The 14,160-nt window shown below is 37.1% G+C and carries 11 protein-coding genes and 1 tRNA gene; 10 read left to right on the top strand and 2 right to left on the bottom strand.

Annotation, left to right across the window (positions count from 1 at the left end):
- Positions 1 to 5: 5 nt before the first annotated feature.
- A complete protein-coding gene (locus SPD89_RS15980; RefSeq protein ID WP_336262948.1) occupies positions 6 to 1,265 on the top strand; it encodes a dihydrolipoamide acetyltransferase family protein in 1,260 nt (419 codons plus the stop codon).
- A 691-nt stretch (positions 1,266 to 1,956) separates the two neighbouring features.
- Here the strand turns inward: SPD89_RS15980 and SPD89_RS15975 are convergent.
- Positions 1,957 to 2,029 (bottom strand) — tRNA-Val (locus SPD89_RS15975).
- Positions 2,030 to 2,230: 201 nt separating this feature from the next.
- Here SPD89_RS15975 and SPD89_RS15970 point away from each other — a divergent pair.
- The 3 genes from SPD89_RS15970 to SPD89_RS15960 all read left to right on the top strand — a co-directional run bounded on the left by SPD89_RS15970 (position 2,231) and on the right by SPD89_RS15960 (position 4,918).
- Positions 2,231 to 2,725, top strand: coding sequence for a DUF3830 family protein (locus SPD89_RS15970; RefSeq protein WP_336262947.1), 495 nt, complete (start codon positions 2,231 to 2,233; stop codon positions 2,723 to 2,725).
- Positions 2,726 to 2,752: 27 nt separating this feature from the next.
- Positions 2,753 to 3,724: a threonine/serine dehydratase gene (locus tag SPD89_RS15965; protein WP_336262946.1), complete on the top strand. Its 972-nt coding sequence runs from the start codon at positions 2,753 to 2,755 to the stop codon at positions 3,722 to 3,724.
- 219 nt (positions 3,725 to 3,943) lie between these two features.
- On the top strand, positions 3,944 to 4,918 hold the full coding sequence (locus SPD89_RS15960; RefSeq protein ID WP_336262945.1) for a cyclodeaminase: 975 nt from the start codon (positions 3,944 to 3,946) through the stop codon (positions 4,916 to 4,918).
- Between the two features lie 286 nt (positions 4,919 to 5,204).
- Here the strand turns inward: SPD89_RS15960 and SPD89_RS15955 are convergent, their stop codons facing one another.
- Positions 5,205 to 6,032 (bottom strand): TetR/AcrR family transcriptional regulator, encoded by an 828-nt coding sequence (locus SPD89_RS15955; RefSeq protein WP_336262944.1) that lies wholly within the window; start codon positions 6,030 to 6,032, stop codon positions 5,205 to 5,207.
- 99 nt (positions 6,033 to 6,131) lie between these two features.
- Here SPD89_RS15955 and SPD89_RS15950 point away from each other — a divergent pair, with 99 nt between their 5' ends.
- From SPD89_RS15950 to SPD89_RS15925, 6 genes are all read left to right on the top strand, one after another.
- Positions 6,132 to 9,218, top strand: coding sequence for an efflux RND transporter permease subunit (locus SPD89_RS15950; RefSeq protein WP_336262943.1), 3,087 nt, complete (start codon positions 6,132 to 6,134; stop codon positions 9,216 to 9,218).
- A 202-nt stretch (positions 9,219 to 9,420) separates the two neighbouring features.
- Entirely contained in the window at positions 9,421 to 10,059 is a 639-nt protein-coding gene (gene folE, locus SPD89_RS15945) for a GTP cyclohydrolase I FolE (RefSeq protein ID WP_442961183.1), read from the top strand.
- Between the two features lie 38 nt (positions 10,060 to 10,097).
- Positions 10,098 to 10,889, top strand: a complete 792-nt coding sequence (locus SPD89_RS15940; RefSeq protein WP_336262942.1) for an SDR family oxidoreductase — start codon at positions 10,098 to 10,100, stop codon at positions 10,887 to 10,889.
- Positions 10,890 to 11,010: 121 nt separating this feature from the next.
- The gene (locus SPD89_RS15935; protein ID WP_336262941.1) at positions 11,011 to 11,289 is read left to right on the top strand and encodes a DUF3219 family protein; all 279 of its coding nucleotides are present in this window, start codon (positions 11,011 to 11,013) and stop codon (positions 11,287 to 11,289) included.
- Positions 11,290 to 11,660: 371 nt separating this feature from the next.
- A complete protein-coding gene (proB, locus tag SPD89_RS15930; protein ID WP_336262940.1) occupies positions 11,661 to 12,755 on the top strand; it encodes a glutamate 5-kinase in 1,095 nt (364 codons plus the stop codon).
- Between the two features lie 20 nt (positions 12,756 to 12,775).
- Positions 12,776 to 14,023 (top strand): glutamate-5-semialdehyde dehydrogenase, encoded by a 1,248-nt coding sequence (locus tag SPD89_RS15925; RefSeq protein ID WP_336262939.1) that lies wholly within the window; start codon positions 12,776 to 12,778, stop codon positions 14,021 to 14,023.
- Positions 14,024 to 14,160 lie beyond the last annotated feature (137 nt).

Below are 14,160 nucleotides of genomic sequence, written 5' to 3'. Positions count from 1 at the left end.
ACATAATGAATGAAAAAATTATAATGCCAAAATTGGGAATGACGATGACGGAAGGTACAATCGAAGAATGGCATAAAGAGGTTGGTGACGCTGTTGAAAAAGGGGAAGCGATTTTAACGATAAGTTCGGAAAAGCTTACCCAAGAAGTAGAAGCTCCCATTTCAGGTATATTACTTTCGCAAGATGTAGAAACGGGAGATGAAGTAAAGGTCGGTGAAGTCGTTGGAACAATCGGAGAAGTAGAAGGAGATATCGCCGAAGCGAATGGGGAAGAGAAAGAGGCGGTATCAGAGGAAAGAGTAAGTTCGAAAGAGAACGTAGAAAAAGTAGCTAAGACAGAAGGAGAGCGAGCAAAAGCCAAAACTTTATCAAATGATCGCAATCGTATTTTTATTACACCATTAGCGAGAAAGATGGCAGAGGATAAAAACCTAGATATAGAGCTAGTCAGAGGTACGGGTGGCAATGGGAGGATTACGAAGTTGGACATAAAACGTGTCGAGGAGATTGGCTATGATTATGAAGGTGAGAACCCGTCTGAACAATCAGCTCCTCCTGCGATGAATGTAGAATCAATTGGCGAAGGACTCCCCTCCATGCGAAAAATAATTGCGCGTAATATGCGTGAAAGCTTAGCAAAGTCAGCTCAGTTAACATTGCACAGGAAGGCAAGTGCCAATATGTTAATGGCAATGCAACAGAAATTGCGTGAAGAAATCGAAGAAGCAGAATTAGATATAAAAATAACAGTCACTGTATTAATTGCTCGGGCTACTATCCTAGCTTTACAAGATTATAAGAAAATGAATGCAATTTATCATGATGGTGAACTAATTGAATATGATGAAGTCCATTTAGGAATTGCAACTTCTTTAGATGAAGGACTACTCGTTCCAGTTGTGAAAAATGCACATCATAAAACGATCGGTTCACTTGCGAAAGAAATAAAAGCAGTTTCGACGCAAGCTAGAGGGGGAGATGCTGATGTGGACTTACTGTCTGGGTCTACGTTCACGATTACGAATATGGGAGCTACAGGCGTTGAGTACTTCACTCCGATTTTAAATGCCCCTGAGTCGGGAATTCTGGGTGTTGGTGCATTACAAGAAGAGTTTACTTTAAATAGTAATCAGGAAGTAGAAATGGAAAAGAAAATTCCATTTAGTTTAACGTTTGATCATCAAATCTTAGATGGGGCAGATGCGGCAACATTCTTAGAGATTTTAATCAAGTATATTGAATCTCCAAACTTATTAATGTTGTAAAACAAGAAAGATATATTAGTTTGGGAATACGGAATAGGCTCTTGATTAACTTCAAGGGTCTTTTTATTAAATGTACGTGGAGGGACAGCCACTATACTAATGAAGAATCATTTAATTATGTAATGTAAGTCTTTTTGTGTCAAAATCAGGCTTTTCCTCCATATTCGTATAAAAAGGAGGATAAAAAGGATCAAGTCGGCTAAAAGCGCTGACGTCCTGTCAGCAACGCCGACACTAGCACGTCCTGTGCGACGGAAGTTCGAGGCGGCGCAGTTTCGAGTAGCGGACTTGCACAGGATGTGATGACTTCCGTGTTGCCCACAGGACGTGGGCGGTTTTAACGGAAGATCCCTTGCTGCATTTAGATACATGAGCAAAGATCTGGCACGCAGGAAAAGTGATTTTCTTTTCCAAGGAAACGCTTCTAGCACGCAGAAAAAGTGCTTTCCTTTTTCAAGGAGCGAAGAAACAAGCCAACGAGCTTCCACAGGATGTGGTGACTTCGACGTTCGACACAGGATGTCGGTATTTAGTCGAAGTTTCCCTAATGCAGTGTCATTTTTACCGGACTTTTTGAACATCCTCTATAAAAAGCAAAACTCAACAATAAAATGTGTTTGTCGGAAAAATGTAATTAAAAAGTAAATAGAGCAATTCCTAATTGTTAAAGGAACTACTCTATATACACTTATGATTCCGATTGGGCTCGAACCAACGACCTCATGCCTGTCAAGCATGCGCTCTCCCAGCTGAGCTACGGAATCGTATGTGATTTGAACAATTATAACTATATACAAAATCTAATAGTTTGTCAATTTTTAAGTGAATAAGTGTTTTTCATTCAAAATGACGATATTAAATAAAAATATTCTTACAATTTGTAGGTCGATTTCTGGGAGCTGATTCGCTTATGATAAAAGTAAAATATGATTAAAATGATCAGAATAAAAGAGGTGACCTACTTCATGACTAAGTACATGAGAATTAGTTTGGAAAAACGAGGGGTATCTTGCATTGCTAGATTGTTAGAAGATGATGCTCCTAAAACTTGTAAGGTGGTTTGGGATGTTTTACCACAAAGCGGACAAGTGTATCATGCGAAATATGCGAGAAATGAAATTTATACGATGGTTCCGCGTTTTTTTAATTCGCCTGTAGGGTTAGAAAATACAACGATTACACCAATTCCCGGTGATATATGTTTTTTTGACTTTGATAGTGGGGTGCTGGATCAAAAGTTTAAAGAAGAAAAAGGGATTGAAAATCTACCTGGTGTTATTGATTTGGCAGTGTTTTATGGTCGCAATAACTTACTTTTGAATGGGGATATTGGTTTTGTTCCAGGAAATGTTTTTGCAACGATTGAAGAAAATTTGACCGAATTTGCTAAAGCTTGTAACGATATTTGGTTTTCAGGAGCAAAGGGTGAAGTGCTCAAGTATGAACGATATGAAAAGTAATTATTCCCAAATGGATGGTGGTCTCACATGACATTGATTACTTTACCAGATATATATCATGCCAAAAAGCGTATCCAACCTTTCGTTTTGGAAACACCTTTGATGAAAAGTGAGCCATTAAGTGCGGCACATGATGCTTCTATTTATTTGAAACTAGAGAATTTACATGCAACAGGTGCTTTTAAAATTCGTGGTGCAACGAATAAGTTGCTTGGACTTACTGATGAAGAAAAGAAACATGGGGTAACTACATTTTCGACGGGTAATCACGGGCTTGCGGTTGCATTTATCGCAAAGAAACTAGGTATTCGTGCGGTTATTTGTATTTCCAATCGGGTTCCAAATGCGAAGGTAAATCGTCTTACTGAACTAGGGGCAGAAGTAGTAAAAATTGGCGACAACCAAGATGATGCGCTTGCTTATTCTTATTCACTGCAACAAAAAGAAAGACTTACAGTAGTGCCACCTTTTGATGATGCAGAAATTATCGCTGGTCAAGGGACAATTGGCATTGAACTGATGGAACAGCTGCCCCAAATAGATAAAGTAATTATTCCTGTTTCTGGTGGCGGTCTTTTTTCAGGAATAAGTTTTGTACTTAAAAAATTCAATCCTACGATTAAAGTCATAGGTGTTTCCATGGAAAAAAGTCCTGTTATGTTTGAAAGTATTCATAAAAGAAAACCAGTCGTATTAAAGGAAGAGAATACGCTTGCGGATAGCTTGTTAGGTGGGATTGGTTTACACAATGTATACACACTTCAGATGGTTCATGATCTAATTGATGATTTCATTTTGTTGAGTGAAGAAGAAATTGGACGTGGAATGGTGTATATGCTCAATTATCATCAGTTTATAATTGAAGGAGCAGCAGCAACTAGTATTGCTGCGATACTAAGTGGAAAAGTGCAAGTAAAAGGAGAAAATGTCGCTTGTATGATTACTGGTAAGAATGTAGACACTTCAGTAATTTTAAATGTTTGTGAGAGATATTTGTAAGTTTTGTAAGATAGTTTATGTGTGTAAAGATGTATAGTAGTCGTGTAACATGCTTAGTGCCAAAAAAAGATGCATAGTGGCTCCTGCAACGTGCTTAGTGTTAAAAAAAGATGCATAGTGGCTGGAAAAGATGCTTAGTGGTTCGTACAACATGCTTAGTCGATAAAAAAGATGCATAGTGAGTGCGTTTTAAGAATAAGACAGAAAGGTGATACTGGCATGAAGATTTTTACAGAAGAGGAAATCAGGGAAAACATAAAAATTGATACAACTGTAATTCAAGAAATTAAAAGTGCTTTCACTGATTTATACACTAAAAATGTGCAAATGCCTCCAATTATGAGAGTAGATATTCCAGAAAATAAGGCGGAAGTAGATGTTAAGACTGCTTATATTCCTGGTTATAAAAGTTTTGCTTTAAAAGTGTCATCTGGATTTTTTAATAATTATAAATACGGACTTCCAAGTACAGGAGGACTAATGTTTTTAATTAGTGCGATAAATGGCCAGCCTGAAGCACTATTATATGACAATGGGTATTTGACAGATGTTAGGACTGCGGCTGCAGGTGCGGTTGCTGCGGATTATTTGGCGAATGAAACGATTGATGTCGTTGGCGTAATTGGAGCAGGGGCACAGGCTCGTTATCAGGTAGAAGCTCTAAGATTTGTTCGTGATTTTCAACATGTACATATATATAGTAAAACGAAAAAAAGAGTTTTGGAATTTAAACAGGAAATGGAAGAAAAATTGGATATCATCGTATCGGTTAAAGATTCTCCTGAGGAAGTTGCCAGAGGAAGTGATCTTATTATTACAACAACGCCTGCTGAAGAGCCAGTTCTGCAAAGAGAGTGGATTCAGCCTGGTACTCATATAACAGCGATGGGGGCTGATGCACCGTATAAGCAGGAACTCGATCCGAAAATTTTACAAATGGCCGATTTCGTTGTCTGTGATGTAATAGATCAATGCGAAGTGTGTGGGGAACTAAAGCACGCAATTGAGGCGAATCTGATGGATAAAAAGAATGTGTTTGAACTTGGTCAATTGACTTCTCAAAAACAAAAGCTACGAGATCGGGATGATGCAATTACTGTTACTGATTTAACGGGGACAGGGGTCCAGGATACAAAGATTGCTCTATATGTATATAAGAAATTAATAGAAACAGTGGAAAGTAATAATAAATAAACTAAATTCATAGTAGTAGAATGATAGCTGCTCAAGATGCCAATATTCTGCTTTTATCGTGTCTCCTTTTTCCGTCGGCGGCTGTTGGTCTCCCGACGGAAAAATTATCCGGAGGACGAACGATTGTGCAAATGCTCTTCGTTGGGATGAGTAAGCTCAGTCCCAGTTCCAAGACGTGATCGCTTTTAGACGCTAAGCAGTCACTGAGTATCCATCGCTAAAGTGGAGGATTGTCCGTCTTTAAAGTGAATAGTTTTAGTTATGGGCTTCCTTTTGGTATGACTTGTTATAATTGATAATACATCCGCAGCAAATAAGTGCTCCATTCACAGTCTGGATGATTGCGGATGTTTTCTATTAGCCCTTTTACGATTGCGATTGAAAACTTGTCCTCGTGCAAGTTTTGTTTGAGAAGCATGAGTGATTCCTTCACTATCGACTCTTCCATTTCTTCCATACTTTGTTCAAGTACATCGATTACTTCTTCTTTCGTTATTTCTACGTCAATTTTATAATTTAATAGTTCAAACTGCTTTTCTGTAATGAATGAGATAGTAATATTATTAGCTAATAAATTAGTTTTTTCCGCCAATGACCGTGAGAGTATGTCGATGTCCAATTCCATATTGTCGAATAAAATGAGATCTGCATACATTGTCATGAAATTTTTAATACAATAAAGTAAGTCAAACTTTGAGTCCTTAACAGTATCCCCATATAAGCGTTCAATCATCGTAATAATAATTTTCTCGTTTAATCGATCATAGTAACGTATTTTGTTAATAAGTTCTTCGCTAAAATATTGTGTTTCTCTAATAATTATTTTAGCGATATTAGCATGTTTATAAAAAAAATGATACGTTTCTTGATAAAAATCATATAAAAGTCGTTCTTTGTTCACATTATTGACTATATAGTCAAAGTTGGCAGTCGCTTGCCTTATATACTGTTCGATCAAGGCCAAAATTAATTCATCTTTTGAATTGAAAGATAAATAGAATGCACCTTTTGACATTCCGCAATGTTCAGTTATCTGCTGAACAGATGTAGATTTAAATCCTTGTTTGGCAAATAGTTCAGATGCTTTTTCCATAATTAATTGTTTTTTAACCATTATTTTTCATCTCCTATGGCTGTATGAATTGACAATTGACCGATCAGTCATTATTATAGATAACTAGATGAAAAAAATCAATGTCAGGCAGGTGTAATGGTGAAAGGTTTAGTTAATTTTGTTATAAAGAATAAGTTAGCCGTCTGGTTACTTACGATTATTATTGTTGTATTTGGTTTGTTTTCAGGAACTCGTATGAAAACAGAGATGATTCCAGATGTTTCCGTTCCTTATTTAATGGTATCTGATGTGTATCCTGGTGCAACACCTGAAACGGTCATGGAAGAAGTTTCCATTCCGCTAGAAAAAACAATTGAAAATTTGAAACACGTAAAAGCTGTATACTCTAACTCATATTCTAATATGGCAAGTATCCAAATCGAATATGAATATGGAATTGATATGGATGAGGCGAACCGAGAACTGAAATCAGCTATCGATGGGGTAACGTTACCAGAGGAAGCTGAGGAGCCTGTCGTTTCAGAAATTAATATGGATATGATGCCAGTTGTGGCTCTTAGTATAAGTAGTACAAAAGAAGATATTGTTGATTTAACTTCAACTGTGGAAGATATCGTACTCCCAGAAATTGAGAAACTTGACGGGGTGGCTTCGGCTACGATTACCGGTCAACATATTGAGGAAGTGGATCTTGTATATGATGAAGAGAAGATGGAAGACCTTGGCTTAACTGAAGATACAGTGAAAGATATGATTCAAGCTAGCAATCTTGCAGTTTCTCTTGGACTCTATGCGTTTGAAGAAGAAGAACAAGCTGTTGCAGTCGACGGGAAATTTACAACAGTTGATGAGCTTGAGAATATGTTAATCCCGGTTGAACTGTCACCGGCGAGTCCATCTCCTTTTGTAAAACTAAAAGATATTGCGGATATTAAGCTCGTTGGTAAAGTCGAGTCTATTTCGCGAACTAACGGAAAAGATTCAATCGGTATTCAAATTGTTAAAGGACAAGAAGCAAATACGGTAGACGTAGTGAATAATGTGAAAGAGTTAATTGAAGAAGAAGAAAGTAAAGTGGATGGTCTCGTGATTGATGTTTCTCTAGATCAAGGAGAGCCGATAGAAGATTCAATCAAGACGATGATTGAAAAAGCTTTGTTTGGTGGTTTAATAGCAGTTTTAATCATTCTTCTTTTCCTACGTGATATTAAGTCAACCATTATTTCCGTCATTTCGATTCCAGTATCGATTTTAATGGCTATTTTACTATTAAATTGGATGGATATTACGTTAAATATTATGACGCTCGGTGCAATTACAGTTGCGATTGGACGGGTGATTGATGACTCAATTGTTGTCGTTGAAAATATTTATCGACGGCTTCATTTGAAAGGTGAAAAACTGTCTGGACGTGCGCTTGTACGAGAAGCAACGATTGAAATGTTTCGTCCGATCTGTTCTTCTACCATTGTAACTGTAGCTGTATTTGCTCCGTTAATTTTTGTTGGCGGAATGGTTGGAGAGCTTTTCATGCCATTTGCTTTAACGATGTCATTTGCACTAGGCGCATCTTTACTTGTAGCTATTACAATTGTGCCGGCACTTTCTCACTTTTTATTTAGAAAAAAATTATACGGTGAAAAAGGGCAAACAAAGCATAAAGAGACTTGGAAGCTGGCAAATTGGTATAAAGGTGCACTAAACTGGACGTTAAATCATAAAATTATTACTTCTTTAACAGCGATTATATTACTTGTCGGTAGTTTATTACTAACTCCATTAATCGGCTTTAGCTTTTTAGGCAGTGAAGAAGAAAAAGTAATGTATTTAACCTATACACCTGCTACGGGCGAGTTAGAAGAAGAGACATTAAAAAATGTTGAAAAAGTGGAAGAAGAATTATTAAAACGAGATGATATCGATATTCTTCAGTTATCTATTAACGATGATAGCGATCCAGCAGCAATGATGATGGGTGGTGGTGCTGACGGAGCGCTTATGTATTTAATCTTTGACCCTGATATGGAAGATTTCCCTGAAGCACGAGCGGAAGTCGAAGAATATGTTTCCAATATTGATCAGTCAGGAGAATGGGTAAGCCAAGATTTTTCAGCAATGTCTTTCTCCTCGAATGAACTTAGTTATACGTTTTACAGTGAAAATTTAAATAAATTAAATGAAACTGTGGATCAAGTAGAAGACTTAATGAAAGAAAATGATAAGCTAGAAGATGTTTCATCAAGTACGGAAGACGCTTATGTAGAATATACTTTTAATGTAGATCAGGAAGAATTGATTCAATATGGTTTAACTGCAGGTCAAATTGTCGGGATGTTACGAGCGGATACTACAAAGGATGTATTGACGACGATTGAAAAAGATGGCAATTCGATTGATGTGGTCATCCAGCAAGAGGAAGAGGAAGATCCGGATTCGATCGAAGATATGTTAGATAAAGAAGTGCCAACTGCTCTAGATACAACGATACCTCTTTCTGAATTAGTAACTGTGAAAGAAGGAGAGACGCTTAATACATTAGCTCGTAGTGAAGGGGAGTATTATGCAACAGTTTCTGGAACGATTACAGACAAAGACATTTCAAAAGTAACTACAGAAGTCGATGAAGCAATTGATAAACTAGAGTTCCCTAAAGGAGTTACAATGGGCGTTGCTGGAGTTGCTGCAGATATGGAAGAAACCTTTACTCAATTAGGTGCATCGATGCTTGCGGCTATAGCGATTGTATACTTTATCCTTGTTGTAACGTTCGGTGAAGGGGTTGCGCCGTTTTCGATCTTATTTTCATTACCATTTGCGGTTATTGGTTCATTTGTCGGCTTGTATCTCGCTGGCGAAACCATTTCTGTCACAGTGATGATGGGGCTGTTAATGTTGATCGGAATTATCGTAACAAACGCAATTGTACTTGTCGATCGAATCGTCCGTATGGAACGTGGTGGAATGGTGATGCGAGATGCTGTCTTAGAAGCGGGTGCAACTCGTTTACGTCCTATTTTGATGACAGCCATCGCAACGATTGGTGCGTTAATTCCGCTTGCAACAGGTGCAGAAGGCGGTGGTGGGTTAATTTCTAAAGACCTTGCCATTACCGTTATTGGCGGACTTGCCAGTTCAACCTTGCTAACCTTGTTTATTGTACCGATTGTATTTGAGATTTTATCAAAAATGTTTAAGAAAAATCGGAAAGAAATAGAAGAAAACTAATGGGAAATCTCTACAAGAAGATCTTGTAGGGATTTCTTTTATAAAGGATCATATTTTACTTTTATTAAATCGAAGTTGAGAAAAAACGATGGTAAAGAATTTCATTGTTTTTATAAAATAGATACATTATGTTAATATTAAAGGAAATAATTATAACAATTATTAAGAAATTGTTTTTTTAATTAGAGAAGAGGGAGTAATCTTGAAGGTAGCAGATAATCAAATAATGAATCAAAAATTAGATGACTTATATAAAAAATATAATATAGTTTCGGAAGAAAGGCAGACCCAATCACAAAACTTTATGAAGGCAATAAAAGATTTAATTGAAGTATGTGGTGATGATCCAAATCGTCAAGGATTTGAAGAGACTCCGTATAGAGTGTTAAAAGCGCATCTCGAATATACAGAAGGGTATAAAGAAGATCCGAAAGAACATTTACGGAAGTTTTTTGATGTTGACCATAATGAATTAGTTATTGTGAACGATATCGAGTTCTATTCTCTCTGTGAACATCACTTCGCTCCATTTTTTGGAAGTGTTCACGTCGGCTATGTACCAAATGGGAAAATTACCGGCTTATCAAAGATTGGTAGAATGGTCGATGGTTATGCAAAAAGGTTTCAGGTGCAGGAAAGGTTAACAAACCAAATTGCAACTGCTATGGAGGAAGTGCTTGAACCAGAAGGTGTAATGGTTGTTGTAGAAGGAAAACATATGTGTATGTGTGGAAGAGGAGTTAAGAAAAAAGACTCAACCACTACAACAACAGCATCAAAAGGAATTTTTGCAAAAAATCCCGATGCCCGGAAAGAGTTTTTTTCATTACTTGGAAGATAAATTTGTATGAAATAAGTTCTATGAGGTAGGTGAGTAGGATGAAACATGCAATTATTACAGCAGGTTCTAAAGGGATCGGAAAGCAAGTGACGGAACATTTTTTAAAAAAAGGGTGCACTGTGACAGTAAATTATTACAGTGATGTGAAGCGGATAGAAGCATTAAAAGAAGAATGGAAAGGCTATAGAAATCAATTGCAATTCGTACAAGGCGACGTAACGAAAAAAGAAGATATCGCAACAATTGTCAAACGAGCGCAAGAAAGATTTGGCAGGATAGATTTCTTAATTAATAATGCTGGACCTTATGTTTTTGAAAGAAAAAAATTAGTAGATTATGAAGACAATGAATGGTATGAAATGATAGAAGGTAATTTAAGTGCCGTATTCCATTTTGCAAAACTTGTTGTACCGATTATGAGAAAACAACAATTTGGTCGCATTATTACCTATGGATTTCAAGATGCTGAACACACTCCAGGCTGGATATATCGGTCAGCTTTTAGTGCGGCAAAAGTAGGTCTTGTCTCCCTTACGAGAAGTATTGCAAAGGAAGAGGCGGGAAATGGCATTACGGCCAATATGGTCTCACCAGGTGATATTAAAGGTGACATGAAAGAATTAGATATTAAAACAGCAAGAACAAAGACAGATCCAAATACTCCAATCGGTCGACCAGGATCAGGAGAAGATTTAGCGCGCCTTATCGGTTTTCTATGTGAAGAAGACTCCGACATGATTACTGGTAGTGTTGTATCCGCTGCTGGTGGTGTACACGTGGCTAACAGGGAGTATGATGGCGAGTCTATTCCAATCCATTTTACATCATAATTTTCCTAAATTGAGATGTAAGTTTTGGAAAATGCAACTTAACGAGCAGAATCGAAATGGGTTCAGTTTTCGTATTTTCTTCTCGAACAAATCGTTTAGACAAAACAGAAGGTGATCATAAATGAAGATTTTTATTAATGATTTTCCAATTGAAGCAAAGAATGTTAACAAGGAGAATTCTGACCGCTTGAAGATCAGTTTTAAATTTACTGTAACACATGAAGATTATCATGATGTAACTACATTGCTTTATAAAAATGACTTTATAGTAAAAATTCCAGAAGAAAATCTTGAGTTTCCTGCAACTATTTCAAATTACTCCACATCAGTCACGAACTTGTATAAAGAAGGTTCGGAAGGAGAGTTTAGCTTGGAATTAATGGAAAAAAAGCGATGTTAGTATAAATTCTAACTCATGCAAAAGCATGTCAGAACGAAATTTTCATCATTTTCTGTATAATCATTTGACATCTTTCATCTTAATCCATAACATATATTAATAATAAGGGAACGATGATAGAGGGATAGTATGTGGAGATTACTATGTCAGAGAGTGAAATTTGTGAGCTGAGAGATTTCATCATAGGAAACCACAGAACCTGCCTTTTAGTCCAGTTTTAAAAAAATGGCGTTTACTTCACGTTACGAAGCAAAGCGGAATGTATAAACATTCAATTTTAAGGTGGTACCGCGGAAGGCTAAGCTCTTTCGTCCTAACAGACAGGACGATAGGGCTTTTTTTATTTATTTAGGGAGTAGGAGAATAGCAAAATGAAGAAACAAACGATTGTCGTAAAAATCGGCAGCAGTTCGCTGACGAATGTAAAAGGGGAGATTGATGAGGGAAAACTAACTGATATTGTTGAGGCAATCGCTGAGCTTAAAAAAGCAAATCATACAGTTATATTAGTGTCGTCCGGAGCAGTTGCAGCTGGATTTAAGATGCTAGGATACCCGGTTAGACCTGTCACCATAAAAGGCCGACAAGCTGCTGCCGCAGTTGGACAAAGCTTATTGATCCAATCATATATAAAAAAATTTCAAGAGCATAATCTAGTTTCTGCACAAATTTTACTAACAAGAAGCGACTTTTCCGATCGTGAACGATATCGAAATGCATTTTCGACAATAATGGAATTACTTGACCGAGGTGTCATCCCGATTATAAATGAAAATGATACAGTATCGGTTGATGAATTAACTTTTGGAGACAATGATATTTTATCCGCACTTGTAAGTGGATTTATCCATGCCGATCAACTTATCATATTAACAGATATTAATGGACTTTATACCGACAATCCAATGAAGAATGCAAATGCAAAGAAATATGATTATTTAGAAGAAATTACAGATGAGATTATTGCGGCAGCTGATAGTGAGGGATCGAAAGTAGGAACTGGTGGTATGAAATCAAAATTGGAAGCAGCTAAAACGGCGCTTTCATTAGGTGTCTCAGTTTTTATTGGCAAAGGAGAAGGAAAAGACAAATTACTTCAGATTTTAAAGGGAACAGGCGATGGGACATACATTACAAACAAATCGCTAGAAACGATTAATACGAGTAGACAGTGGATTGCCCTACATTCCGAATCTTTAGGAAAAGTTTATGTGGATGAAGGTGCGGAGGATGCGATTATGCATCATGGGCGTAGTTTGTTGCCAGCAGGCATTACGAGAGTGAAAGGATCATTTGAAAAAGGCGATGTCGTTGAAGTTTATGGAAAAAAAGGAATGCTTGGAAAAGGGGAGGTAAACTATTCATCTAGCGAAATAATCGAGGAAATGAAAAAAAGATTGGAAAAAAGAAAATTGGAACCGTCGATTGAAGTCATTCATCGTGATCACTGGGTTGAATTTAAATAATCTTTATAGGGGGAAGAAAAATGGGTGAAGTAAAAAGAAGAGGAAAGGCCGCCAAGGAAGCGAGCTATTCACTAGCATTAGCAACAGCGGAGGAAAAAAATGAAGCACTCTTATTAATTGCAGAACAATTGATAGAACATCAAGCAGAAATCATTGCGGCCAATGAAAAAGATTTGGAAAATGGAAGAGAAAACGGACTAGACCAAAGTGTATTGGATCGGATCATGATAAACGAAGAGCGAATTATTGCAATGGCACATGGTATAAAGCTATTAGTCGAACTTACAGATCCGGTAGGAGAAGTCTTGGAAAAAAGTACACTTGATAATGGATTGCACGTTGAAAAAGTACGCGTTCCGATTGGGGTCGTCGGAATGATCTATGAAGCAAGACCAAATGTGACAGTCGATGCAGCAACTTTATCTTTAAAAACGAATAATGCAGTCATGTTAAGAGGGAGTTCTTCAGCAATTCATTCGAATATTGCTCTTGTTAAGTCCATTCACCATGCTTTAGAACAAAGCTCCTTACCTGTAAATGCCGTACAACTGATTGAAAATACATCTAGAGAAACAGCGAAAGAGTTGTTTCAATTGAATGAGTTTTTAGACGTGTTGATTCCACGCGGGGGTAAAAATTTAATCGAGACAGTTATTCGTGAGTCCACGGTACCTGTCATTGAAACAGGAGCTGGAAATTGTCATGCATTTATTGACGAATCGGCGAAACAGGAGATGGCTGAAAAAATCACTTTAAATGCGAAACTCCAACGCCCTTCCGTTTGTAATGCGATTGAATCCATCCTTATTCATGAAATGTGGTTTGAAAATTACGGAGTTTCCTTACTTGAAAAATTACGGGATCAACAAGTGGAAATTATTGCCGATGAAAAAATTATCGCTCAATTTCCAGGTGCCAAATTAGCTACAGACGAAGACTGGACGAAAGAGTATTTAGGATTAACAGTTAGCGTGAAAATCGTCGATAGTGTTGAAGAAGCGATCAATCATATTAATACGTATGGAACACATCATTCCGAAACGATTATCACGGAAGATGTAAAGAATAAAGACATGTTTTTACAAAAGGTTGATTCCGCAGCTGTTTATCATAATGCATCAACTCGTTTTACGGATGGTTTTGAGTTTGGTTATGGTGCGGAAATAGGAATTAGCACACAAAAGCTGCATGCAAGAGGACCGATAGGATTACAAGCACTAACATCGTTTAAATTTATTATCAAGGGGACAGGGCAAGTTCGAGACTAAATGCTAATTGCTCTGCTTCCGGGTGGGATATTCAGAATTATTGACAGACAAGAATGAGAGATACGCTTAGAGATACTACGGACAAATCTTATGGATTGAGTAACCCCATGATATTCAGCGGGATTTACAATTATTCG

The sequence above is a fragment of the Pseudogracilibacillus sp. SO30301A genome, from assembly GCF_037072025.1.
Classification (GTDB): Bacteria; Bacillota; Bacilli; order Bacillales; family Amphibacillaceae; genus Pseudogracilibacillus.
Note: the sequence above shows the minus strand (reverse complement) of the source record. Positions and strands in the feature narration are given on the sequence as shown.

What these genes read in the sequence shown, in the direction of transcription:
- SPD89_RS15935 (WP_336262941.1), top strand. Translation starts at nt 11,011, where the DNA reads ATGAAGATTTTTATTAATGATTTTCCAATTGAAGCAAAGAATGTTAAC.
- SPD89_RS15965 (WP_336262946.1), top strand. Translation starts at nt 2,753, where the DNA reads ATGACATTGATTACTTTACCAGATATATATCATGCCAAAAAGCGTATC.
- SPD89_RS15960 (WP_336262945.1), top strand. Translation starts at nt 3,944, where the DNA reads ATGAAGATTTTTACAGAAGAGGAAATCAGGGAAAACATAAAAATTGAT.
- SPD89_RS15925 (WP_336262939.1), top strand. Translation starts at nt 12,776, where the DNA reads ATGGGTGAAGTAAAAAGAAGAGGAAAGGCCGCCAAGGAAGCGAGCTAT.
- SPD89_RS15970 (WP_336262947.1), top strand. Translation starts at nt 2,231, where the DNA reads ATGACTAAGTACATGAGAATTAGTTTGGAAAAACGAGGGGTATCTTGC.
- SPD89_RS15955 (WP_336262944.1), bottom strand. Translation starts at nt 6,032, where the DNA reads ATGGTTAAAAAACAATTAATTATGGAAAAAGCATCTGAACTATTTGCC.
- SPD89_RS15940 (WP_336262942.1), top strand. Translation starts at nt 10,098, where the DNA reads ATGAAACATGCAATTATTACAGCAGGTTCTAAAGGGATCGGAAAGCAA.
- proB (WP_336262940.1), top strand. Translation starts at nt 11,661, where the DNA reads ATGAAGAAACAAACGATTGTCGTAAAAATCGGCAGCAGTTCGCTGACG.
- SPD89_RS15980 (WP_336262948.1), top strand. Translation starts at nt 6, where the DNA reads ATGAATGAAAAAATTATAATGCCAAAATTGGGAATGACGATGACGGAA.